The sequence below is a fragment of the Nocardia sp. NPDC051570 genome, from assembly GCF_044454005.1.
Taxonomy (GTDB): domain Bacteria; phylum Actinomycetota; class Actinomycetes; order Mycobacteriales; family Mycobacteriaceae; genus Nocardia.
Map to the genome: position 1 here is coordinate 308,026 of NZ_JBITDI010000011.1, position 23,873 is coordinate 331,898.

At 65.9% G+C, this 23,873-nt stretch carries 26 protein-coding genes; 17 read left to right on the forward strand and 9 right to left on the reverse strand.

Going from position 1 to position 23,873, the window contains the following annotated elements; translation table 11 throughout:
• Positions 1-6 precede the first annotated feature (6 nt).
• On the forward strand, positions 7-462 hold the full coding sequence (locus ACIA76_RS27665; protein WP_397155606.1) for a MarR family winged helix-turn-helix transcriptional regulator: 456 nt from the start codon (positions 7-9) through the stop codon (positions 460-462).
• A gap of 106 nt (positions 463-568) precedes the next feature.
• Positions 569-1,135, forward strand: coding sequence for an RNA polymerase sigma factor ShbA (gene shbA, locus ACIA76_RS27670; RefSeq protein WP_397155608.1), 567 nt, complete (start codon positions 569-571; stop codon positions 1,133-1,135).
• A gap of 4 nt (positions 1,136-1,139) precedes the next feature.
• On the opposite strand, the gene ACIA76_RS27675 is transcribed toward shbA, so the two are convergent.
• Complete coding sequence (locus ACIA76_RS27675; RefSeq protein WP_397155610.1) at positions 1,140-2,249, reverse strand: NADH:flavin oxidoreductase; 1,110 nt, start codon at positions 2,247-2,249, stop codon at positions 1,140-1,142.
• A gap of 123 nt (positions 2,250-2,372) precedes the next feature.
• Between ACIA76_RS27675 and ACIA76_RS27680 the strand changes: the two genes are divergently transcribed.
• A complete protein-coding gene (locus ACIA76_RS27680) occupies positions 2,373-2,816 on the forward strand; it encodes a MarR family winged helix-turn-helix transcriptional regulator (protein WP_397155612.1) in 444 nt (147 codons plus the stop codon).
• Positions 2,817-2,820: 4 nt separating this feature from the next.
• Here ACIA76_RS27680 and ACIA76_RS27685 read toward each other — a convergent pair whose 3' ends face one another.
• Genes ACIA76_RS27685 through ACIA76_RS27705 form a run of 5 tightly spaced genes read right to left on the reverse strand, consistent with a single transcriptional unit; the run spans position 2,821 to position 8,204 of the window.
• Positions 2,821-3,690, reverse strand: a complete 870-nt coding sequence (locus ACIA76_RS27685) for a 3-hydroxyacyl-CoA dehydrogenase NAD-binding domain-containing protein (RefSeq protein ID WP_397155614.1) — start codon at positions 3,688-3,690, stop codon at positions 2,821-2,823.
• Complete coding sequence (locus tag ACIA76_RS27690; protein ID WP_397155616.1) at positions 3,687-4,604, reverse strand: hypothetical protein; 918 nt, start codon at positions 4,602-4,604, stop codon at positions 3,687-3,689. Before ACIA76_RS27690 ends, ACIA76_RS27685 begins: the two co-directional genes overlap by 4 nt.
• Positions 4,605-4,630: 26 nt before the next feature.
• Positions 4,631-5,815 (reverse strand): acyl-CoA dehydrogenase family protein, encoded by a 1,185-nt coding sequence (locus ACIA76_RS27695; RefSeq protein WP_397155618.1) that lies wholly within the window; start codon positions 5,813-5,815, stop codon positions 4,631-4,633.
• Positions 5,816-5,826: 11 nt separating this feature from the next.
• Entirely contained in the window at positions 5,827-6,975 is a 1,149-nt protein-coding gene (locus ACIA76_RS27700) for an acyl-CoA dehydrogenase family protein (protein WP_397155620.1), read from the reverse strand.
• A gap of 14 nt (positions 6,976-6,989) precedes the next feature.
• Entirely contained in the window at positions 6,990-8,204 is a 1,215-nt protein-coding gene (locus tag ACIA76_RS27705) for a CaiB/BaiF CoA transferase family protein (RefSeq protein ID WP_397155622.1), read from the reverse strand.
• Positions 8,205-8,334: 130 nt separating this feature from the next.
• Here ACIA76_RS27705 and ACIA76_RS27710 point away from each other — a divergent pair, with 130 nt between their 5' ends.
• On the forward strand, positions 8,335-9,225 hold the full coding sequence (locus ACIA76_RS27710; RefSeq protein WP_397155624.1) for a LysR family transcriptional regulator: 891 nt from the start codon (positions 8,335-8,337) through the stop codon (positions 9,223-9,225).
• A gap of 123 nt (positions 9,226-9,348) precedes the next feature.
• A complete protein-coding gene (locus ACIA76_RS27715) occupies positions 9,349-9,816 on the forward strand; it encodes a hypothetical protein (RefSeq protein WP_397155626.1) in 468 nt (155 codons plus the stop codon).
• Between the two features lie 6 nt (positions 9,817-9,822).
• Here the strand turns inward: ACIA76_RS27715 and ACIA76_RS27720 are convergent, their stop codons facing one another.
• From ACIA76_RS27720 to ACIA76_RS27730, 3 genes are all read right to left on the reverse strand, one after another.
• The gene (locus ACIA76_RS27720; protein WP_397155628.1) at positions 9,823-10,686 is read right to left on the reverse strand and encodes a tat pathway signal sequence; all 864 of its coding nucleotides are present in this window, start codon (positions 10,684-10,686) and stop codon (positions 9,823-9,825) included.
• 62 nt (positions 10,687-10,748) lie between these two features.
• On the reverse strand, positions 10,749-11,114 hold the full coding sequence (locus tag ACIA76_RS27725; protein ID WP_397155630.1) for a hypothetical protein: 366 nt from the start codon (positions 11,112-11,114) through the stop codon (positions 10,749-10,751).
• A gap of 258 nt (positions 11,115-11,372) precedes the next feature.
• Positions 11,373-12,482, reverse strand: a complete 1,110-nt coding sequence (locus ACIA76_RS27730) for a GGDEF domain-containing protein (protein WP_397155632.1) — start codon at positions 12,480-12,482, stop codon at positions 11,373-11,375.
• Between the two features lie 253 nt (positions 12,483-12,735).
• Here ACIA76_RS27730 and ACIA76_RS27735 point away from each other — a divergent pair, with 253 nt between their 5' ends.
• The 12 genes from ACIA76_RS27735 to ACIA76_RS27790 all read left to right on the forward strand — a co-directional run bounded on the left by ACIA76_RS27735 (position 12,736) and on the right by ACIA76_RS27790 (position 23,316).
• Positions 12,736-13,263, forward strand: coding sequence for a DUF3558 domain-containing protein (locus ACIA76_RS27735; RefSeq protein WP_397155681.1), 528 nt, complete (start codon positions 12,736-12,738; stop codon positions 13,261-13,263).
• Positions 13,264-13,347: 84 nt separating this feature from the next.
• Positions 13,348-13,761 carry a hypothetical protein gene (locus ACIA76_RS27740; protein ID WP_397155634.1) on the forward strand — a complete coding sequence of 138 codons (414 nt, stop codon included), beginning with the start codon at positions 13,348-13,350 and terminating at the stop codon, positions 13,759-13,761.
• Positions 13,761-15,221 carry a hypothetical protein gene (locus ACIA76_RS27745; protein WP_397155636.1) on the forward strand — a complete coding sequence of 487 codons (1,461 nt, stop codon included), beginning with the start codon at positions 13,761-13,763 and terminating at the stop codon, positions 15,219-15,221. Before ACIA76_RS27740 ends, ACIA76_RS27745 begins: the two co-directional genes overlap by 1 nt.
• A 27-nt stretch (positions 15,222-15,248) precedes the next feature.
• Positions 15,249-15,995, forward strand: a complete 747-nt coding sequence (locus tag ACIA76_RS27750; protein ID WP_397155638.1) for an ESX secretion-associated protein EspG — start codon at positions 15,249-15,251, stop codon at positions 15,993-15,995.
• Positions 15,996-16,335: 340 nt separating this feature from the next.
• Positions 16,336-17,229, forward strand: coding sequence for a helix-turn-helix domain-containing protein (locus tag ACIA76_RS27755; RefSeq protein WP_397155640.1), 894 nt, complete (start codon positions 16,336-16,338; stop codon positions 17,227-17,229).
• Positions 17,189-17,395, forward strand: coding sequence for a DUF397 domain-containing protein (locus ACIA76_RS27760; protein ID WP_397155642.1), 207 nt, complete (start codon positions 17,189-17,191; stop codon positions 17,393-17,395). Before ACIA76_RS27755 ends, ACIA76_RS27760 begins: the two co-directional genes overlap by 41 nt.
• Before the next feature lie 527 nt (positions 17,396-17,922).
• Positions 17,923-18,906: an aldo/keto reductase gene (locus tag ACIA76_RS27765; protein WP_397155644.1), complete on the forward strand. Its 984-nt coding sequence runs from the start codon at positions 17,923-17,925 to the stop codon at positions 18,904-18,906.
• Positions 18,907-19,660: 754 nt separating this feature from the next.
• On the forward strand, positions 19,661-19,873 hold the full coding sequence (locus tag ACIA76_RS27770; protein WP_397155683.1) for a cold-shock protein: 213 nt from the start codon (positions 19,661-19,663) through the stop codon (positions 19,871-19,873).
• A gap of 302 nt (positions 19,874-20,175) precedes the next feature.
• Entirely contained in the window at positions 20,176-21,282 is a 1,107-nt protein-coding gene (locus ACIA76_RS27775) for a hypothetical protein (RefSeq protein ID WP_397155645.1), read from the forward strand.
• Between the two features lie 167 nt (positions 21,283-21,449).
• A complete protein-coding gene (locus ACIA76_RS27780; RefSeq protein WP_397155647.1) occupies positions 21,450-22,436 on the forward strand; it encodes an alpha/beta fold hydrolase in 987 nt (328 codons plus the stop codon).
• Positions 22,437-22,845: 409 nt separating this feature from the next.
• Positions 22,846-23,052, forward strand: a complete 207-nt coding sequence (locus ACIA76_RS27785; RefSeq protein ID WP_397155649.1) for a hypothetical protein — start codon at positions 22,846-22,848, stop codon at positions 23,050-23,052.
• Positions 23,053-23,157: 105 nt separating this feature from the next.
• On the forward strand, positions 23,158-23,316 hold the full coding sequence (locus ACIA76_RS27790; protein WP_397155651.1) for a hypothetical protein: 159 nt from the start codon (positions 23,158-23,160) through the stop codon (positions 23,314-23,316).
• Positions 23,317-23,873: the final 557 nt, after the last annotated feature.

Consider the following 23,873-nt stretch of genomic DNA (forward strand, 5'->3'; position numbering starts at 1 on the left):
TAACACATGTTCCAGCAGGAGCGCGCACGCAGCGCCGAGCAGTTGGCCGAGGCCGCCGATCTGTATCTGGCCCTCGGCAGAATCACTCGCCTGCTGCGCCGCTCCGGCGATATCGGATCGCTGAGCCCCGGATCCGCGGCCGCCCTGGCCACGCTGGTCCGGGGCGGCCCGCTGCGGCTGGGCGATCTGGCCGCCGCCGAACGGGTCACCCCGCCGACCATGTCGCGCATCGTGAGCGGTCTCGAGAAGTCGGGCTACCTGGAACGCACCGCCGACCCCGTCGACGGCCGCGCCCAACTGCTGGTCGCCACCGACACCGCCCTGGACCTGGTCAACGGCGTCACCTCCGCCCGCATCCAACGCTTCGCCGCCGCCCTGGACGGCATCGAGGCGCCCGAGCGGCAGGTGCTGATCCACTCGCTGACCGCTCTGGTGGATCTGCTCGACGACCAGCGCGAATAACCGCGAACCCCAACGCCTCCGGCGGGTACCAAACATCTCCACAGTGCGCATACAGCTGGTTCACAGCTCGCCCGAGTGGACTGGAGACAGCACGCCGGAAGGGGCGATGGAGATGTTGGACGATGAGGTCGCTGGGGCGGTTCGGGGCGATCGAACCGCCATCGCACACGTATTGGAGGCGATCCACCCACTGGTCGCGCGCTACTGCCGCGCCCGGGTGGACCTGGGCGTCGTCTCCGCCGACGATGTCGTACAGGAAGTCTGTATAGCGGTATTGCGGGCGCTGCCCCGCTACCGCGACGAGGGCAAACCGTTCATGAGCTTCGTGTACGGCATCGCCGCGCACAAGGTCGCCGACGCCTACCGCAGCGCCGCCCGCACCCGCACCTCCCCGATCGCCGAGGTCCCCGACCTGCCGTCGGAGGACACCGGCCCCGAACAGCGCGCCCTGCAATCGGAATCGACCGAACGCATGAACGCGCTGCTGGGCACGCTGCCCCCGCAACAACGCGAAATCATCGTGCTGCGCATCGTGGCAGGGTTGTCCGCCGCCGAAACCGCCGCCGCGGTCGGCGGCACCGCCGCCGCGATCCGGGTCACCCAGCACCGCGCGATGGCCAAACTCCGCGCCCGCATCGCCGCCGAGCCGCGACGGGAGTTGTCGCTGCTGTGAGCGCTCAGTTGAGCGACTTCAGCACCGCGCGGTCGTAGGCGATCGTCTCGTCGAGGCGGCCCTGTAGCGCCTTGGCGGCCCAATCGGGATTGGCCAGCAGCGCCCGGCCGACGGCGACGAAATCGAACTCGTCGCGTTCGAGGCGATCGAGCAGCGCATCGATACCGGTCACACTGGCCTGCTTGTCCCATCCGGCCGCGCCGAGGAACTCCTGATCCAGCCCGACCGAGCCGACGGTCACCGTGGCCTTACCGGTGAGCTTCTTCACCCAGCCCGCGAGATTGAGATCGCTGCCGTCGAATTCGGGCAGCCAGTACCGGCGGGTGGAGGCGTGGAAGCCGTCGACGCCCGCGGCGACCAGCGGCGCCAGGATCTGATCCAGCTCGGCCGGGGTCTCGGCGATCCTGGCCTGATAGTTCTCGGCCTTCCACTGCGAGAGCCGGAAGAAGATCGGAAAGCCCGGCGATACCGCGGCGCGCACGGCCGCGACGATCTCCGCGGCGAACCGGGCCCGCGACGCCGGGGCGCCGCCGTAGCCGTCGGTGCGCCGGTTGGTGCCGCTCCACAGGAAACTGTCGATCAGATAGCCGTGCGCGCCATGCAGTTCCACACCATCGAATCCATGACGCTGCGCCGCCGCGGCGGCCTCGGCGAACGCGGCGACTGTGTCGTCGATATCGTTCTGCGTCATGGCTTTTCCGGCCGGAAGCCCGGTCAGCCCCACCCCCGACGGGCTGTCGGCGGGCGGTTCGGTCGCGGTGCGCGCCACCCCGGTATGCCACAGCTGCGGCACGATCCGGCCTCCCGCCGCGTGCACCTGCTCGGCCACCCGAGCCCACCCGGCCAGGGACCGCTCACCGTAGAAGTGCGGGACGCCGTCGTAGGCGACCGCGGCGGCGCGGTTGATGTAGGTGCCCTCGGTGACGATGAGCCCGACATTGTTGGCCGCCCGGCGCGCGTAGTACTCGGCGACATCGGGTCCCGGAACACCGTTCGGCGACAGATTGCGCGTCATCGGGGCCATCACGATCCGGTTCGGGACGGTCACATCGCCCACGGTGAACGGCCGATCCAGCAGCCGCCGGATCCGAGTGGTGTCTACTACCGAAGTCATCTGGTCTCCTGTGTCGCCGAACTTGGTGCTTGAGTTTCTAAAGAGTTGAGAAACTCAAGCGAATCGGCACCAGTACATCCACAACTGCTTGAGTCTGTCAAGCATTTGGCTTAAGGTTCAACTGTGCCTCGCTCCTCGCCGCCGGTCGCGCCCGATCTCATGGCGACCCTCGCGCAGTTCTGCCGCACCTACCAACAGGACTTCCTCGCCGCGGCCCAGAGCCTGGATCTGACCGGCAGCCACGCCAGCCTCCTGTGCCTGCTGGCCGAACCGCGCGCCATGCGCGAGCTGGCCGAAAGCCTGTCCTGCGACGCGTCGAACATCACCTTGATCATCGATCGGCTCGAGCAGCGCGGCCTCGTCGAACGCCACATCGACCCGGCCGATCGCCGAGTGAAGAAGGTCGTCGCCACCGCCGAGGGCGCCGCGATCGCCGCGCAGGTGCACGCCCGGATGCGCGGAATCCACGCGGCGCTGGACTCTTTGACCCCGGCGCGTCGCCGCAGCCTGCGCGACATCCTCCACCAGCTGGGCTCCCACCCGGCCCCCGGCACCGACCCCGCCTAGCCGCTCAGTCCTCGAGCGCCGCGAGCACCGCCCGCGTCCTGCTGTCCCGCGTGGCCCGCAGGCGTTCGAACGCCTCGACGCCGGTACCGTAGGCCTGTTCGACCTGGCCGATCAGCGTCTCCATCCGCTCGGGATCGGTGGCGGGCGTACCGAATTCGATCTTGGAGGTCTCCGCGCCGACCCCGGCGTACAGGTGCCGGATCCCGCCGGGCCCGCCGCCGAGGACATTGCCCTCGAACGGGCCGATGGTGGCCCAGCGCAGCCCCAGCGAATTGCGCATGATCACATCGAGATCGGCCGGGGAGACCACGCCCTGCTGCACGAGATACACCGCCTCGCGAGACAGCGCCCCCTGCAACCGATTCGCGACGAATCCGGGCATCTCCGTGCCGATGACCACCGGCACCCGCCCCAGCCCCTCGTACAGTTCCACCGCCCGCTCGGTCGCGTCCTCGGTGGTGTCGCGACCGGGCACCACCTCGACCAGCGGCATCAGATCCGGCGGGTTGAACGGATGCCCGACCAGCACCCGCCCCGCCCCGGACAGGCCCTCGGTGATCAGGGTCGCGGTGATCGACGAACTCGACGTCGCGAGAACCGCATCCGGGCGCGCATGCTCGATGATCCGCGCGAACAGCTCCTGTTTGATCGGCAGCCGCTCGGGCCCGTTCTCCTGCACCAGATCCGCCTCGGCCACCGCCGCGGCGATATCGGCGACCACGCGGATGCGCGGATCGGCGCCCAGCTCGGCGGCCACCACATCGGCGATATCGGCGCGCGGATCGTAAATCGTGACGTCCCACTCGTGTTCGCGGGCCAGCCGCGCCCAGGACAGTCCGATCACCCCGGCGCCGATGACGGCGAGTGTGCTCATGAGATACCTGCGATTCCTGTCAATGGCCGCCCGGTGAGCCGGGCGACGACGAATTCGGTGGCCCCCGAAGAGGTGTCCAACGGCACCGCGCGCACGGTGCCCGCCAGATCGGTGACATAGGCGAGTCCGGCGTCGGTGTCCACGGCCAGGCCGATGGCCTCGTCGAATCCGCGCGCCAGGATCTGCGGTCGCGTCCCGAGCTCACCCTTGCGGGGAATCGGCGCGCGGTTCAACGTGTTTCCCCACGGCTCGGCCCCGCGGTCGGTCCAGTACAGCGTGGCCGTGGCCGCGTCGATATGCAGATCGATCGGCTCGGGCAGCCCGTCCCAGAGGATGTCGATATCCGAGCGGTCGGCCGCGGTCTCCCCCAGCGGGATATCCAGCCCGGCCCGCAGGATCGCCCCGCGCCCGCCCTTGGCCGGACCCTTCTGCGTCCAGTACAGATACCCCTCGACGGGATCGACCGCGACACCGACGCATTCGGCGGTCTTGTCCTCGGCCGGGGCGTTGACGACCAGATCGGTCAACCCCGTCCCGTCGGTGCCGACGCGAGAGACCTTGCAGCCCTCGCGATCGCACCAGTAGAGCCGGCCGGCCGCGAGGTCGGCGGCGAGCTGCTTGCCGGTGGTGATCGCGCCGGTCGCCACGATCTCGCGCTGATCGGAGCCGTCGAGGCGGGCCGAGCGCACCGACCCGTTACGCGGCGAGAAGTCCGGCTCCTGCCCCGGCGCCGGGATCGGACCGTCGGGCATTCCCATCGTCGTCCAATAGATCCGGTCGGTGCCCGGGTCGAAGACCACACCGTCCGGGGCGGGCCCGGCATCGTCGACGATGGTTCGAACACTGTTGTCCGACAGGTCGATTCGCTCGATGGTGCCCGACGCGATGCCGAGCACCAGCAGGGATGTGAACATCTCGAACTCCTGGAGAGTGGTCGGTCCTACGCCGGGAGCAGCGCGGGATCGGCGGTGTCGCGCAGGGCGCTGGGCGGGGTGACCGGTGACGACGAGCCCAGCGCGCGCCGACGCGTCGCGACCAGGCCGCCGAAGGACTGCGTGATCGCCGTGAGCCGGGCCGCGTAGTGGCTGACCGCCGTCTCGAAGGTCATGCCGATGCCGCCGTGCAGCTGGACGGCCTCCTCGGCCACCAGCCGCGCGGTCTCGGCGACGAAGACGAATCCGTCGTCGGCCGCCGCGAGCGGGGCGGTGAGATCCTCACCGTCGAAGGCCTCGAGGGTGGCGGTGGCCCACAGTGCGATCGAGCGGGCCAGCTCGATCTGCGCGTACAGATCCGCGGCGCGGTGCACCAGCGCCTGGAAGGCCGACAGCGGCACGCCGAACTGCTTGCGGGACTTCAGATATTCCACCGTCTGCGCCAGCGCCGATTCCATCAGGCCGACCGTCTCGCCGAGTACCGCGATGCGAGCGCGGGCGAAGGCGATATCGACCGCGCGGGCGGCCGAGCGGCCCGGGGTTCCCAGCGCGGTGGCCGGGGTCCGGTCGAAGCTCATCCGCGAGGCGTGCGTCCAATCGGTGGTCCGGCCGTCGCCGCGCGAGAGGCCCGGTGCGTCGGCCGATACCAGATACACCCCGAGCTCACCGTCGGCATCGACCGCGGTGACGAGCAGGAACCTCGCCCGATCCGCCCGTGCCACCGGCGATTTCACGCCGGTCAGCCACACCGGGCCGCCGGTGTCGCTGCGCTCGGCGGTGACCGAGGGCAGTGCGTCCCATTCCCGGCCCGGTTCGGCATGCGCGACCGCGCCGATCGCCGTGCCGTTCGCCAGCTCCGCGAGCAGTGCGTGGCGCTGCTCGTCGGTGCCGAGTTCGGAGATCAGCCAGGAGGGCAGATAGACGCCGTCGAGCAGCGGCTCCACCGCCGCATGCCGCCCGAGTGCCTGCTGCACGACATACACCTCCACCGGGCCCGCGCCCGCGCCGCCGAATTCCTCGTCGACGGTGAGGGTGGCCAACCCCAGTTCGGTGCTCGCCTGCCATACCGCATCGCTCCAGCCGGTCTCCGATTCCACGGCCGTGGCCCGGAATCCGGGCTTGTAGTACCGGGCGAACATCGACTCGGCGCTGTCGAGCAGCAGCTTCTGATCGTCATTGGGTTCGAGTTCCATGGCAGTTCTCCTCACAGCCCGAGAATGGTCTTGGCGATGACTCCGCGCTGAATCTCGTTGGAGCCGCCGAAGATCGACAGTTTGCGCAGGTTCAGGTAGTGCGGGCCGGCGAGGCCCGTCTCGTCCTCGCGCACCAGCAGCGCGTCGGAACCCGCGGCCTGCAGGCGCAGCGCCGACAGCTCCTGCAGGGTCCGGGTGCCCTCGAGTTTGAGCAGCGAGGACGCCGGGCTGGGCTGCCCGTGCTCCGATGCCGCGGTGACCCGCAGCTCGGTGGCCTCGAGCGCCAGCAGCCGCAGCTTCACCGCATGCAGCCGCGCCCGGAAATCCGGATCGTCGGCCAGAGCCGCCACACCCACGTGCCGCGCGTCGGCGTACTGGACGAGCTCGGCGAACAGGCGCTGCGCGGTGCCGGTCTGGGCGATGCTGTTGCGCTCGTTGCCGAGCAGGAACTTCGCGTAGGTCCAGCCCTTGTTCTCCTCGCCGACAAGGTTTTCCGCGGGAACGCGGACGTTGTCGAAGAAGAATTCGTTGACCTCGGCGCTGCCGTCGATGAGTGTGATCGGCCGCCGCTCGATGCCCGGAGTGTTCAGATCGAGCAGCAGGAACGAGATGCCCTGCTGTTTACGCGCCTGCGGATCGGTGCGGGCGAGCAGAAACATCCAGTCGCCGTACTGGCCCAGGGTCGTCCAGGTCTTCTGCCCGTTGACGATGTAGTCCTCGCCGTCGCGGCGCGCGGTGGTCTTGAGCCCCGCCAGATCCGACCCGGCCTCGGGTTCGGAAAAGCCTTGCGACCACCAGATATCCAGATTGGCCGTGGCGGGCAGGAACGTCCGCTTCTGGTCGTCGGTGCCGAATTCGGCGATGATCGGGCCCACCATGCTCGCATTGAAGGCCAGCGGCGGCGGCACGGCGGCACGCTGCAATTCGGTGGTGTAGATGTGGGACTGGGTCGGGGTCCAATCCTTGCCGCCCCATGCGACCGGCCAGTGCGGCACCGCGAGGCCGTGCTCGTTCAGAATGCGCTGGGAAGCCACGATATCCTCGCGCGTGGTGGTGCCGAGTGCCGAGCGGGTGCGCACATCCTCGGGAATCCTGCCGAGGAACACCTCCCGCAACGCGTCGCGGAATTCGATGTCCTGCGGGCTCAATTCGAGATTCATGATGCCTTTCTTCCTCAGTTCGCCCCGGCCGCGGCCTGCCGGCGCAGCTGGGAGAGGACTTCTTCGGTGCTGTGGCCGGGACGCTCGGCATACCGGCGGATATCGACGGGCGTCTCGGAGAAGCGCAGGGGGTTGGCGACCATCCGGATCCTGCCCTCGGTGGGATGCTCGGTCTCCACGACCAGCCCTACCTCCTGGACATAGGGATCGTCGGCGAGTTCGGCGACGTCGACGACGACGCCGTAGGGAATGTCGTTGGCCTGCAGATAGGTCTCCCATTCGGCGGTCGTCTTCTCCGCCGAATGCGCGAACACCGCGCGCAGACCCTCCAGGAACGTCGCGACGTCCACTTGCGGGCTGTCCCACCGGGATTCGGCCGCGATCTCGTCCTGGCCCGCGCCGATGAGCAGGCGCCGGATGTCCTGATAGGTGTAGGCGACCGCGGCGATCGCGCCGTCGGCGGTGCGCATCGCGGCATGCTCGCCGACCAGGCTCAGCGGATTTCCCGCCGGGGCGGTCGCGGGCACATAGGTGTCGCCCGCCAGATGTTCCACCGCGGTCCAGGAGATCAGCGCGTCGGCCATCGGCAGCTCGACCCGCTGTCCGGCACCGGTCACCCGGCGGTGATACAGCGCGGAAACGACACCGAGGGCCAGATACATCGACGCCACCTTGTCGCCGATGAAGGTCGGCAGGTACTGCAGCGAACCGTTGGCGCGCTCCTGCAGATTCACCAAGCCGCTGACGGCCTGGATCACCTCGTCATAGGCCGGTCGCGCACCGCGCGAGGAGCCGGGGGCGAAGCCCTGGGCGTGGGCGTAGATCAGCGTCGGGAAGCGTTCACCGATCGCGTCGTAACCGAGCCCGAGCCGCTCCAGCGCCTGCAGGCGCATATTCGTCACGAAGACATCCGCAGTATCGAGCAATTCCTCGAGCACGGCCAGATCGTCTTCGTTTTTCAAATTCAACGCAATGCTGCGCTTATTCCGATTGACATTCAGAAAGAGCGGAGCCATTCCCACCGTGCGGCCGATATCGCCGGGCGAATGCCGGGCATTGTCATAGGGCGGCTCGATGCGAATCACGTCCGCGCCCAGGTCACCTAGGATCTGGGTGGCGAACGGGCCCATCACGACAGTCGAGAGATCGACGATTCGCACCCCGGCCAGCGGGCCTGTCGGCGCGCCATCGATGTTCAATTCTGCCGAAGGCAATGTAGAGCCTTTCATCCGATCCGGTTTATCCGCCCTCGACATTAGGCCCGGCTCTCTCCACAAAGGAATGACCGTTTTTCTCACCAACGGTATGACCACAGCGATAACACCGGCCGATCGGCCCGGATGTGGTTACATGCCACCCATGGAGATCCGGCACCTACGGTACTTTCTCGCGGTCGCCCGCGAACTGAACTTCACCAAGGCGGCCGAGACGCTGCGGATGTCGGTGCCACCGCTGAGCCAGCGGATCAAGGCCCTCGAGCGCGAACTCGGCCGCCCGCTGTTCGACCGCTCGACCCACCACACCCGGCTCACCCCCGCCGGCGAGGCGCTGCTGCCGGTGGCCACCCGGCTCGTCACCGAATTCGACACACTCCCCTCGCTGGTCCGCATGTCGGCGACCGCCGCACGCATCCGCCTCGCGATCCCCGACGCCCTGAACCCCCGCCACCGCAACCACATCGCCGCGGTCAACCGCCGCCTCGCCGCCGAGCACCGCATCGAGGTGCGTCAAATGCCCTCGCTGAGCATGGAATCCGAACTCCTGGCCAATACGACCGATATCGCCATCTCCCACGTCCCCGCGGTCCACGGCGCCCTCAGCGTCACCCTGCTCTACACCGAACCGTTGGCCGCCGTGCTCGACGCCTCCCACTTCCCTGACCGACATGCCCTGCGCATGAAGGATTTACGCGGCTTCACCTACCTGCTCGGTCCCAAACACTGGGAGCTCTCGCCCAGCACCCGCCAGAACCTCACCGACGTAGGGATCATCACCGACACCGCCCTGCGCTTCTCCGACACCGGCGGCATGCATCTGCTGCTCACCGACGAGAAACGCTTCGTGATCGTCCCCATCGAATCCGACGTCGCGAGCGAGGCCGACCGGCAGGGCTTCACCGTCGCGCCCCTCGCCGATATCGACCTCACCCTGACCACCTACCTCATCCGCCGCTCGACCGACACCTGGCTGAACCCGATAGCGGCTGCGTACCTGGACGATTCGGACCACCCGGAGATCGACTCGCCCTGACGTCGCGAAGAACCTTCGGGTTTCTCGAGGGCTCGCTCGAGGTTGCCGCGAAACGCCGCCGCCCGTGCGCGGTGGTGTTAGCGTGCTGCGATCCCAACTGCCCAGGCAAACAGGAGAAACACGTTGACCAGCAATCGCTTTCGCCGCACCGGCCGTACAGTCACCATCCTCGCCGGGCTGGCCGCGGCCGCCGCGCTGTGCACCACGACGGCGTCGGCCGATGTCACGGGACTGTCGGTATCGGACTCCAACTACGCGGTCGGCGGCAACTACACCCTGACCGCCACCTGTGACCAGCAACAGGGCACGGTCAACTTCACCGACAACGGCCAATCCCTCGGCTCGGCCGCCGACAGTGGCGGCACCGCGACCCTGCAATGGTCACCCCAGACCACCGGCAGCCACGCCCTCGTCGCCGACGGCTGCGTCGGTGCCGGCCAATCCGATACCGCCGCCCAGGTCGGCGTGAGCGTCGCCCAAACCTCGGGCCAGGGCACCGGCGGCGGCCTGATCCAGATGCTCGAGAACCTGCTCGGCAGCGGAGCCATCCAGAACCTGCTCAGCAGCCTGTCCGCCGCCGCACCGCAGTAACCGCATTCAGGAGTCGTCGCTCGCCAGACCCGCGAGCAGTATCCGAGCGACGTGGGTGTCGGTTTCCTGGCCGTTGGCGATATCGCCCTTGCCGTTCAGCGAGTCCATGATCGCCAACGTGTAACGCTCTGCGGGACCGGCGAATCCGACGGAGTTGGCGATCGCGCCGGTGTCCTCGTCCGACCAGCCGTCCTTGTTGCCCGGGCGTGCCGCGGGACCGGCTCCCCACACACCCCACTGCTGAATCGGGTCGACCGAGCGCATCCGGTCGACGATATAGGTCCGATCAGCCGGGTCGAGGCCGTCGAGGACATGGTGCATCAGCCGGTCGAGATCCTCGGCGGTGCACTTCTGAAAGCCCCAATACGGGAAGAAGTCGGTATAGCCGCGCTCGGGGATCAATCCGGTCATGCCGAAGGCCTGGAAGGCGTTGTCGAAAGTCATGTGATCGGGGCCGGAATAGGTGAACCACAGCCTGTCCGCGGCATCGTCGTCGGACACGTGCAGCATCGCGTCGATATCGGCGTGATCCCCGGGTGACAGCGATATCACGTGTGCCCGGTCGCGGGTCAGCAGATCCGCGACCATGGCCAGTTTGATGGTCGATGCCGTCCAGATCTCGGTACCCGCGTTGGCATTACGGTATTCGAAGCCGGTCACACGGTCGCGCACCAGATAACCCACGACGCCGGGACGAGTCGACAGATACGCGTCGGCCTCGGTGATCCGGGCCCGCAGGCCGCAGCTCGATCCGTGGGCGGGGCATCCGGTTCGACCACCGGTCGCACAGCCGGACCCCGCGACCAGTGCCAGGGCGATAACCACCCCAAGCAGGTGCAGGGAACGCGGAAGCCGACCACGGAGCGACATCGTTTCCAGTGTCGCACTCGATCGGCGCGACGGTGGTCATGATGGCTGCTCGGCGTTGCGGACTACGACTGATCGGTGAGTGCCAGTGCATCGACCACCGCGACGGCCAGGCCCCGCATACCGTCCGCCGTCAGCTCACCGTCCCCGGCCCCCGTGGTAACGACATAACTCACGGCCGAACGCTGCACCGCTCCAGTGCCGCCGAGGGAATCGGTCACCATCACCATCAGCGTCCCGCCGTCGGTGCCCGCGACCGGCACCGTATGCCAATGACACCGCAACGGCTCATCGACACCGTCACTCCAGCCATGCCCCGCCGGTCGGTCACACCACCGCGGACACGGCACCACCGGTATCGAAGAGCCGATCGAATCACTGCTGGCGACACCGGGAACCGCGTCCACGCCGTGCCCGAGTTGCTGCGGCATTGTCGGTGATTCCTCCGATCACAAGCGAAAGCACCCTCCCGCGAACGGGATTCGCTTCCGGTGTGGGAGTCCCTCACCAGCTGGGCTGGGTGAGCTTAACACCGCGAACCCGCTCGAACAGCTCGAAAACCATTCTTGCTGGAACCAGCATGCACTCCCCGCCACACCGCAGCAGGGCAACCCGAAAACGGGAACCGCCCAAGGCATCTGCGCCCCCTGATGGCGGGCAGTACGCTGAGCTGCCCTGCTCGCCGCTCGTCAGACACTCACCCGATCGGTCGGCGCGACCACCACGACATTGCCGCCGGCGCGTTTGGCGTCGTACATCGCGTCATCGGAGCGGCGCAGAATCTGCTGCAGCAGAATAGGATTGCGCATATCGGCGATCGGGGCGAGCACCGCGCCCACACTGGCGGTCACGAGCATCGGCAGATCCGGAATCGACTCGACGGCCCGGCGGAGCCGCTCCCCGATCACCGCCACCGGCTCGTCGCGGAGCCTGCCCACGACCACGAACTCCTCACCCCCGGTCCGCGCGAGGACGGCATCGGGACCGGCTGCCGCACACAGACATTCGGCGGTCAGCCGGAGTACCTCGTCGCCGAACGGGTGGCCGAAGGTGTCGTTCACGACCTTGAACCGGTCCAGATCCAGCGCGGCGGCGTAGGCCGGGCCGGTCTCTCGCGGCCGAAAGGTCTGTGACAGTTGGTAATCGAGCCCGCGCCGATTCAGCAGCAAGGTCAACGGGTCCAGCAGTGCGTGCTGGCGCCACAGCCACTGACAGAAATGGACGGTCGGCAATCCGATGACACTGACCGATACGACGATCAAGATCATGGCGACCGCGAGTCGCCCATCGCCGGCGGCGGCGCCGGAATGCGCCGCATCGTCGGCCATCAGCAAGACGGCGAGGGTCACGATCGAGCCCAGCGACCATGCGATATGCATCGTGAGCACCCGTGGTCCATGCAGGATCATGCACATTCCGACAGCGGTCAACAGCGTCGTCACCAGCGCCCCGTAGACCCGATGCTCGGCCGCCAACGCACCGAACAGAATCGCGATATCCGCGCTCACACACCACAGCAGCGACTCCGCCCGGCTCGGCCACGGCAACAACCACCAGCGCAGCGGCCACACGGCGGTGAGCCCGACGATCACCCAGCATCCGACCTCGAAGACGCCGTTACGCGGCCCGATATGCGAGAGCATCGACAACAGCGTGACCAGGCACATCACCAAACCGCCCGCGCCGATCATCCCCTTGACCCAGCTCAGCGCCGAATGGAACTCGAGCACATCGACCAGCCACTCGTAACCGGCCCGGTCCTGCCACCATCTCGCGACCAGCGATCGACGTTCGGCCACAATCACCGCCTCGTATCGGCTCCCGACCATTCAGGGATAGCCGAATGGTAGCTGTCTAGTCAATCCCTTCCACCTGGGAGTTTCCTGCGAAACGAATCCGGGCGGGAGGGGGAACCGTGTGATGACCGGGCGCGTCATACCCTGATGAGCGACCATCGCCGTGCGACGCAGGGAGAGTTCGTTGATTCGATCGTCGGCTACACGGGTGAGCAAGGCTGCGGCGCTTGCGGTTCTGGCCGGGTTGGCGGTGTCGGTGACTGCGTGTTCGTCTCCGGGGGGTGGTGGGGGTGGGCCGACGACGCTGAGGCCGCCGGCCACGACGCTCTCGGGGGTGAAGGACCCGTTGTGGAACCCGTGCACCCAACTGTCCGACGATGCGTTGCGGGCAACTCGAGTCGATCCGGCCACCAAGCAGACATCCGTCGATACCGGGCAATCCGTCGACGCCGTCACCAAGGACTGCTTCTGGCACTCGACCGAAGGTCCGTACAGCGTTGGTGTGGCGTCTTACCGCGCGACGCTCGATCAGGTCAAGACGAACGACAAGTTCAAGGACTTCCAGGACATACAGATCGGCCCCAGAAAGGGCCTGCTGCACCTCGATACGCTCGGAGCCGGGGGCAGCCAGCGCGACTGCTACGTGACCCTCCCGTTCGCTCAGGGCGCTATCCAGGTATACGTGTACTGGAACTACGGAGAAGAATCGAAGGCGACGCAACTGCCGCCGTGCGACCTTGCTGTCACGCATGCCAAGGATCTCGAGCCGAAGCTGCCGAGATGATCCATCAGCCGAGCCTCGAGCAAGTGGACAGCCCGACACCGGGTTGGGAATACTGCTGAAGGATGAGCTGAGGAGGGGGAACCAATGACCGAGTCCGTGACCGCCGCATCGGGTAAGCCCCAGCTTGATGATCAACTGGCTTACTGGCGCAACCTGAAGCAGCAAGCCGAGAGCGGGAGCTTCCGGATCGATTCCGACCTCGCCACGGATTTGCGTGATCACGCCGAGGATATGCGCCGGAAGCTGGTCGACCTCCTCACCCAGGCCAACAGGTTGTCGACGCTCGGCGGATTCGGCGCACTTCCTTCGTCGCTTGCGTTGAAGACGGCGTTTGCGACCAAAGCCAACGGTGGTCCGGAGTCATTGGTTGCCCAGTACGGCAAAGCAATCGACATCGTCACACTGATGCGAGACACATACGAACTGTCGATCCAGAAACTGACCGGACAGGATGCCGCGTCTGCCGCTGCGGTCGCGCAGACAGCTGGGGGTGTGTGATGGGTCTGTTCGGATTTCACAGTCCGGTCGAGCTGGTGCATTGGGTCGCCAATATCGAGCGGATCGCCACGGGGAACTTCATCTTCTCCTCTCGCGACGCGGCGGCACAGCAGGCCCGCGATCGGGAGAACCAAGAAGACCGGGCCGCACGGACATGGGACGACGCCCGGAAAGTCACCAACACCGGTTATGACAGCTTGCGTTCCCAACACGGGGCAGGCTACGACCCGCCGGTAGTTGTAGGCGACAAGCTGGAGGCATTCAGTAGCTGGCCGCATCAGCGGATCTGGGATGCACTCAATGACTCGAGCAATCCGATCACAGCCACATGGATCAACGAGGCCGCGGGAACCTGGCGGAAGATGGCCACCGACACCGACAGCGCCCGAAACGATTTCGCGAACAAGGTGAACGGCAGCGTTCAACAGAAGATGACCGGTCAGTCCGCGGGCGCGTTCATCGATTCCACGAAGGCGTTCTGTGACGACCTCGGCAAGCTGACCGTCGCACAGCAATTGGTCGGGCGCGCAATGGGATTGCAGGCGGATTACCTGGGGCAGGCCAAGGATGCGGTGCCGCAGCCTTCGAGTGGGCCGTCCGCGTTCACCGATAAGCTGATCGATCACCTGCCGTTGCAGAACATCTTCAAGGGTCCGCAGTATCGCGCCGAAGAGGCGGAGCGGGATGCGCAGCGGGTCATGTCTGATGTGTATCAGGCGAATGTCGTCAAGGATGTCGATCCGTCGCGGCCGGTATTGCCTACGCCCACGAATCCCGTGAACGGGCCCGGGGGCAACGATCCGAAGATCGGGTCCGGGAATGGGCCGGATGCGCGCAATGGTGGTGGGACGTCCTCGGGTGGGGATGGTGGACCGCCGTCGAAGTCGGGTACGGAGACGGGCGGCGGGAGCGGTGATCAGTCGAAGCCGGGAAGCGATGGGACGCAGACGGATTCGACCACGAACGGTGGGAATCAGGATCCTGGGACGAATCCGTCCAGCGCTACCACTCCGGCCGGTATGGCATCGGGTGACTCGGCCGGTGGCTCGACCCCCGGGACGCCAGGCGGCGGGCTCGGAAACACGACGGGCGGACCGTCGGCAACCGGGCAGGGCGGCACCTCCGGCGGTGGCGGCGTGGGGTTCGTTCCGGGCAGAGGGTTCGGCGGAAGCGCTGGCGGAGGGGGCAATTCGAGCGAGGGTGGGCGGACGGGCGGACCCGGCCGGAGTATTCCCGGAGCGCCGGGGTCCGGTGGGGCGGCCGCCGCACGGGCGGGCGGGATGCGGCCCGGGCAGGCGGGGACGGCCGGTGCGCCGGGGATGGGTGCGCCCGGTGGGCGCGGTAAAGAGGAGGACGAGCGGGAGGTCGGGACGAAGGATTACCTCGTCTACGATCGCGCCTCGGAGTTGCTCGGCGAGCTGCCCCCGGCGTTGCCGCCGGGCGGCGTGATCGGCGCGTAACCGATCGTGAACGATAACCGTTGGCGGATGGATGGTTTGACCTTCACCCTCGCCCTGGAGGCCTTCGGGCGCGACCGTCTGCCGTATCCGCTGCGCTATCTGCCGGAGGGTGTCGACGCGCTCGACGATTACGAGCGTGCGCGCGCCGAGGCCGCGCAACGCCTTGCTCAGGCGGCCGATGAGCGGCTGTTCGGGGCGCTGGCAGTCTTGCTGGATCCGCAGGTGCGCGTGGAGATCCATGGGTTCTACGGGCCCGATTTCGCGCGGGTGGTGCGGGTTCATGCGGGCATGGTCAGCGGCACCGCGACCCTTGCCGTCCAAATACCCGGGCCCACACAGCAATACGGCGGAGACGTGATTCTGGCCGTCTGTGCGCCCGGGCAATTGCCCGCGCAATTGGCGGCGAATCTGCCCGCGTGCCCGCCTGGCACCCAACCGCCGATCACCGGGTGGCGCAGCGATTTGGAACGAACGGAATACGTTCGCCATCCGACCCAGTTGTCGCATACCGAGAAACTGCAGCGAATCGTGCGGCGTAAACGGTCGAGCATGGGCGAGGTCGCCGTCTTCGCGGGCGGCGCGCTCGACTCGCGACCGACCGAGGATGGGCGCGGCTTCCATTGGCTCGACTATCGGCCCGCCGATGGCCGATATCTCTTGTTGCCGAACGGCCGTGACGAATTCACCCTGACGCCAGGGCCGGTCGATGTGATCACCCGTCGGTTGCACGATCTTCTCCTCAGCGCTCGAAACTCCGTCGTCGGCCGCCGTTAGCCTGCTCTGCATTCTCGATGTTCATGAGCCGATTGGCGGTCCTTCCTGCTGCTCGGTCGGTTAAGGTGTAATCGGCTCGCCTTCCCGCAGAAGCCGAACCGTTCGGGATCTCACCGCGTGTGCATCGCGACCTAAGCACGAGCACGGCAGATGTGGATGAGACATTGCGCGCGTCAGGGGAATTGGAGCGTTTTCCCAGCAGTCGGTCCAGATCTGGAGCATTCCGGAGTGCATGCGTGGCGCGATGCGTGATCCACGAACGTCACGATCCACGATCCTGAACGGGGAGGCATCACTCATGAGCAGGGGACGAAAGCGGCAACCGGGACCGGACGCAGATGTGGGTGTTCCGCATCGAGAACTCGGAAAGCTGCTGCGCGATATGCGGGTGACAGCTGGCCTGACCATGCTTACAGCGGCCAAGCTCATCGCGCGCGGCAAGGGCACCTTGCAGCGGCTGGAGACCGGCGGGGTGGCGAAGATCGAAGATGAGGACCTGGAGAGGCTCTGCGATATCTATGGGCGCAACGACATGCTCGGTGTTCTCAAGGTACTTGCGGCACAGGGCAGAGAGCCGAACTGGTGGCAGCAGTTCGAGGATGTCCTACTCGGATCCTTCGATATCTATGTCGGGCTGGAGGCGACCGCGCAGAAGTTGTACGTCTATCGCCCGGACATCATCTCGGGGCTGTTCCAGACTCCCGATTATGCGCGAGCACTCGATCGTCTGTACTTCGCCGAAGAATCGCCGACGGAAATCGAACGCCGTGTACGTGTCCGACGATTGCGGCAGAACCGCATGACCCGGCGACATTCACCATTGCAGGTGGAGTTGATCATCGATGAAGGAGTGCTGCACAGGGTCGTGGGCGGAGCGAAAGTCATGGCGGCACAGTGTCGCTACCTCGCCGATATGCCGCAGAACGTATCCGTTCGAATTCTGCCCAACTCGTCGGGCTATCCCCTCGGAATCCCTGCCGGTCCGCTGACGATCCTGGACTTCGGAGTGGACAGCGAAGGGCAACCCATCGAGCCCGCAGTGGTCTACGTCGAAGGCTTGGCCGGAGACATGTATCTCAAGCGACCGAACAGCATCCGCACATATCGTCGAGCGTTCCACGTGATCGGACAGGTAGCGTTGAACACGGCAGAGAGCAAACACCTGTTGCGTCAGGTAGCTAAGGAGTATGACCGTGGGCATCGACCTGTCAGAGGCCGTGTGGTTCAAGAGTAGTCGTAGCGGCGGCGGGAAGGATTGCGTCGAGGTCGCGTTTCTTGACGCAGACATGATCGGTATACGTGACTCCAAGAACCCGACCGGTCCCGCCCTTGTCTTCGCTCCCTCCGAATGGGATGCCTTCACCTCCGGCGTGCGAGCCGACGAGTTCCGCCTCCCGTAGCCCGAATCGCTGTCACAACAACACAACACACGCCAGAGAACCCGAAACCTATTGTGGACCAGTTGGTTTCGGGTATTCGGTGTTTGTCCAGTCCCCTTACCTTACCACAAACTAGGGGTGACCTCGCGCGAAAACCCATGATCATCACGTCGATTTCAGACAAATAGTGCGCCGAATCGCGTTGTCTGATATACAAATTACATACTCTGCTGATAGATCTGAGTCGCTCACAGCCGTGAGCCGGAGGCGCAGCGTTTCCGGAGGAGATTCGTAATGATCGTCCGCCCGCAATCCACTCCCCTACCCCAGCCTGAGGAAATCGAGTCCGCCGACGAGACTGTCGTGTGGCCCGACCCCAGTCCGCTGGCCTCATGGTGGGCACAGGTCATGCAGTCGCCCGGGGATCGCCGGGCGGGCGCGGGCAGAGGTTGATTCGGCGATTTGACCTGGAGCGCACTCCAAGTCGTAGCGTCGAACTCGGTGAGCGAGGCTCACGAATCGGCACTATGAAGGAGGATCCTGTCGCCATGATCGGAACCAGGAACTTGGGCGAGCTGACTGTCGGCGCGCAGGGGCTCGGCTGCATGGGCATGAGCCAGTCCTACGGCGTGCGCAGCAACGACGAGGAATCCATCGCGACGATCCACCGCGCGCTGGATCTGGGCGTGACGCTGCTCGACACCGCCAACGTCTACGGCGCCGGAGCCAACGAGGAACTCGTCGGCCGCGCCATCGCGGGCCGCCGCGAACAGGTCGTGCTGGCAACGAAATTCGGCATCGTCTGGAACGACAATGCCTCGATGGGTGCCCGCGGCGATGCGGCCTACGTGAAGCAGTGCGCGGACGAGTCGCTGACCCGCCTCGGCGTCGACCACATCGACCTCTACTACCAGCACCGCGTAGACCCGAACGTCCCCGTCGAGGAGACCTGGGGCGCACTGGCAGAGCTGGTCCAGGCCGGAAAGGTCCGCTACCTGGGCATCTCCGAGGCCTCCGCCGAGACCATCCGCCGCGCCCACGCCGTCCATCCGATCTCGGCCCTGCAGAGCGAATGGTCCCTGTGGACCCGCGGCATCGAATCCGAGATCCTCCCGACCTGCCGGGAACTGGGCATCGGCATCGTCCCGTTCTCCCCGCTCGGCCGAGGCATGCTCACCGGCACCATCGCCTCCACCGCCGACCTCCCCGCCGACGATATGCGCCGCCGCCTCCCCCGCTTCAGCGAATCCAACTTCGACCACAACCTCGCCCTGGTCGACGAACTCCGCAAGCTGGCCGCCGAAAAGGGCATCACCGCAGGCCAATTGGCCCTCGCCTGGGTTCAGAACCAGGGCCGGGACGTAGTCCCGATCCCCGGCACCAAGCGCCGCACCTACCTCGACGAGAACGTCGCAGCCGCCGAGATCACCCTGTCCCCGGAAGACCTGTCCCGCATCGAAGCGGCCGCCCCCCTCGACGCCATAGCCGGGGCCCGCTATCCCGAAGAGTTCCAGCGCGTGACCGGAAACTGAACCACAGGGTCGGCCCCGCGTCCGCCACGGGGCCGACCGCCTGATGCCGACCGCAAACTCCGATCACAACGGACACGTAGTCAGACATTCCGGGCAGCGCCGGTAACCCTCGGGAAGGGGATCCGACCACGGCTCACCAGTGACGACAAACCCGGTCGCTCCGTACTCGGGAACGTAGTCCCGAGCGGCCACCGCATGCGACAACAACTCGCCGTCCACCATCACGAGTCGCATTCCGGCGTAAGGGTTTTGCGGATCAAAGCCACCGTCGTGCACGGCCCGGACCCGATATGCATGCGCCACCAAGTACGTCACCTCCCAACGCTAATCGAGAACAACCGACGGCATCGAGCCCAAGACCATGGGGGAACGCCGGCTGGAGTAGGGCGAAACGCGCTGTGCTGGTGGATGAGTCAGGTAATGGTTCGGTATCGGAGCACCATGTCGTGGTCTTCGTGGCCGAGTAGGTGGCAGTGCCACATGTAGCCCTGTGGCTCGGAAGGTGGCGGGGCGTCGTGCCCATGCTCATGTCCGTTGTCGTGGCCGGAGTGGTGGGTCTGTTGTGGTGGGGGTGGGGAGGCGGGGAAGGTGGCGTCGGGGTCGAAGCCGAGTTCTCGGGCGGTGCCGTATCTATACCCCGAACAACGCCTCGAAGAAGCTGCTCCCATGAAGGCTGGGCAAGGGATGATCGATGCCTGTGACGGTCATCCCGACCGTCGCAGGCTCGACTTCCTCCCATGAAACGGGTATGACCATGGCCGACAGGCAGACCGGGATTGTGAAGTGGTTCAACGACGAGAAGGGGTTCGGCTTCATCACCCCCGATGGTGGAGGGGACGATCTCTTCACGCACTTCAAGTCGATCGAGTCCGACGGCTTCAAGTCCCTCAAGGAGGGGCAGAAGGTGTCGTTCATTGCCGAAAGAGGCCAGAAGGGCATGCAAGCTGCACAGGTCCGGCCGGAGTGACATCCTGAGGACGAAGCCTCGGTACCGAAAGGTGCCGAGGCTCAGTGCAATCCGAGCGATCAGCCGACTCCCTACCCGGCTCTTCGCAATGTAATCGGAATGCTCTGTGGCGCAAGACGTTCAAGAAATAGACCAGTCTGTCGACGGGTCGTTGCACGGATTTTCGGCGTCGGCCCACGCCCTTGCTCGATGGGGCTATTCTGAGGATCTGAGCCAAGGGCGCTCGCCCGAATGACCTGGCGGACAAGCCCAACTGGTTCATCACCTATCAGCACAGGCGCAGGCATGGTCCAGCGAACGGCGTGCAAGTAACCATCGACGGGCTGATCGTGATGATGCCCGGACACTGCTGGACTCGGCTCTACGTCCGTCCCGCCTTCCATCAGAACGGAGATCCGGCGATGACATGGCAATGGAGCGACCTAGGTACCCTGCAGGGCCGCACAGTGGATCCGGATACGATCGCGACAGTCAACTATCAGCTCAACCCCTACGTGTTCGTGCGCACCAGCGACGGGCACCTGTCGGTGGACTCGTGGGACGGCGGCAAGTGGAACTGGTCCGATCAGGACACGCCCGCGGGCCGTACCGTGGATCCGAATACGATCGCGACGATCAGTTATCAGGATCGGCCGTATGTGTTCGTGCGCGCGAGTGACGGGCATTTGTGGACGAATTGGTGGGACGGAAGCAGGTGGAACTGGTCCGACCAAGGCATGCCTGCGGGCCGCACGGTGGACCCCGACACGATCGCGGCGATCAGTTATCAGGATCGGCCATATGTGTTCGTGCGCGCGAGTGACGGGCACTTGTGGACGAATTGGTGGGACGGAAGCAGGTGGAACTGGTCCGACCAGGACACACCCGCGGGCCGCACCGTGGATCCGAATACGATCGCGACGATCAGTTATCAGGATCGGCCGTATGTGTTCGTACGCGCGAGTGATGGGCACTTGTGGACGAATTGGTGGGACGGAAGCAAGTGGAACTGGTCCGACCAAGGCACGCCCGCGGGCCGCACCGTAGACCCCGACACCATCGCGGCGATCAGTTATCAGGATCGGCCATATGTGTTCGTACGCGCGAGTGACGGGCACTTGTGGACGAATTGGTGGGACGGAAGCAAGTGGAACTGGTCCGACCAGAGCACCCCGGCGGGCCGCACCGTGGATCCGAATACGATCGCGACAATCAGTTACCAGGGTCGGCCGTATGTGTTCGTACGCGCGAGTGACGGGCACTTGTGGACGAATTGGTGGGACGGAAGCAAGTGGAACTGGTCCGACCAGGACACGCCTGCGGGCCGCACCGTAGACCCCAATACGATCGCGACGATCAGTTATCAAGATCGGCCATATGTGTTCGTACGCGCGAGTGATGGGCATCTGTGGACGAATTGGTGGTCATGACAGCGGCAGTATCCGCCACCTGATGCGGTGTCCGCGAACCCATGCCGCCGGACGGCATGGGTTCGGGGCCTGCCCCAGCGAATCATGAGGTCGGCCAGGCTGGTGGCCGCTGTGTACTTCGGAAAATGGGCGGATGCGAGCGGGCATAGTCGGTAACGTCGCACACCATGGTCGACAACGGAACAGTGCGTGCCTCAGGGCTTTTGGCGGTTGGTGACGGTCACGAAATCTACTGGGAGGAGTCGGGGAACCCTGACGGCATCCCCGCGGTGTACCTGCACGGCGGTCCGGGCGGTGGCCTCGGCACCGGCGCCTATCGAAACAAGTTCGACCCGGCCAGATTCCGCATCATCGGCTTCGACCAGCGCGGCTGCGGGCGATCGACGCCGCATGTGACAGCACCGAACTACGACCTGGGCCAGAACACGACGCCTCATCTCATCGACGACATCGAGCGAATTCGCGAGTACCTCCACGTCGATCGGTGGCTGGTCAACGGCGCCTCGTGGGGTTCGACGCTGGCGCTGGCCTACGCGCAGGTACACCCTGGACGGGTATTCGCCGTCGTGGCGATGGCGGTCACCACGACCGGCCGTCTCGAAGTGGATTGGATCACCGAAACAGTGGGTGCCATCTATCCCGAAGCCTGGGACCGCCTGGCCACCCACGCCGAGCAGGCAGGCATCGGCTACCACCGCGGCACCGGCCGGATCATCGAGGCCTACGCGCGGCTGATGACACATGAGGACCCGGCGATCCGAGACGCGGCCTCACGCGCCTGGGTGGCGTGGGAGGACCACCACATCTCCGTGGGCACCGGTGGCGTCCAACCGAACCCGCGCTGGGAGGACGACGAGTTCCGGCACGTCTTCACCACTCTCGTCACACACTATTGGGCCCACGACGCCTTCTTGACCCCACCGATCCTCGAACGCATGGTTCGTCTGCACGGCATCCCGGGCACTCTGATCCACGGCCGGCGCGATGTCAGCGCCCCAGCGGTCCTCCCCTGGCAGCTACACCGCACCTGGCCGGGAAGCGAACTCATCATCGAGGAAAGCGAAGGCCACGGCGGCACGTCGATGGTCCAGGCCTGGCGCACCGCCAACTCCCGCCACGCCGACCGGATCGAGGCCGACCAGGCAGGAGCTTGAAGGTCGGCGCCTGTCGTGCGCAAACGGCCGGTGCTGTACGCGCACGCTCGGTAGTCGGCTACTTATGGGACCTTCGCCCGAGCGCCGGGTCTTGTCAGCCATAGTCGACCGGCAGCCACTCTGATCCCGGCAAGCCAGCGCGGCATTCATGATCGCCCTACTTGCGGCCGCGCCGGTAGATCACGGCCCTGGCATTCGGCCGGTACGGCGGTCGCCCGCGACAGTGGTGCCGGCACGGGGCGGCCAGCAACCTCCTGAGGACACGTCAGCAAACATCGAGTGACCTCTATTGCGTAGCGCGGGCAGTGCAGATACTTGCATGTGTACTCCCGGCTGGCGTAGCGCTCCGAACGCCGGTCGCGATGTACCCAACGAGACATCTCGCAACATTGTCGAGGAGGGACCGCGGGTGAACGTCCTGGTCGAAATGACCGCCCTGGCTCTGGGCCGCCCCACTGCCGAGGCCAGTGACATCGAACGCGCCGCCTGGTACGAGGCAGTAGCCAATCTGCACTGGTACCTCGCCGGACAGGGTGGCCCCGATGCTGCCCGCGAAAGTGCCTTGGCCGTCAGTGCACACGAGCGCTCACTCGAGCTGTTACGCCAGCGGAACTGAACGATCTGTGCCCGGCTGTTGCGAACGTCCGGTTCCGCTGTGAGCGTCGAAGGGGCGGGATCGGTTGTGGCACATGGCCTGCGGAAACGTTGGACAATGCGTCGCGTGGTCGTCTTTCTTGCCATAGCCTGCCCGCTCCTGACCGGCTCTGTCTGGTCGATGATCAGTTCGGGCACGCTGATGGGTCAGCTGGTGGGGCAAACGACCGTCATCGCCGCCCTGCTCATCGTCGGATGGAACCCGACGACGCTTCAGCGGCAATGATGCATTGCCCTTCGACGTGGTCCGAGATGCCCTCGGGCCGTTGATCTTCGGGCTGGCCGCGTGGCCGCTTCGAACCACGGAAGCTGGCAACCGCCGATATCGGCTATCAGGTGACGCGAACATCGGCAGATGCGGATGTTCCAGAGACGGTGGTGGCCAACCGATCAGCGGGTGGTCACCACGAGTTCAGACCGCGCGCCATGCGGCATGTGCAGACCGCCGTGAGCAGGTCTTACCGGCGGATCGGGAATCGGTCGAAGTCGGCAGGTCGGCGATCTGCGGGATGTCGAACTCGCCGACGTCGACGGCAACAGCACCCTGGACCCGCTCACCGCCAGCGTCGCCGCCTTCAGCTGCGGCAAGCGAGCCGTTTCGTCAAGGAGCCGAAGCCGGGCAGCGCAGGTGCCCACTGTATTTCTCACCCAAGATCGAATGTGGCGGACGGCGATACCTCGGTTCGGTTAACCTCGGCCATTCATTGTAATTGGTGACAACTGGTCGCTGAAATGGCGAAAGGTGCTCTGAGCTGCGATAATTCGATTTGTCTAGGATCGAAA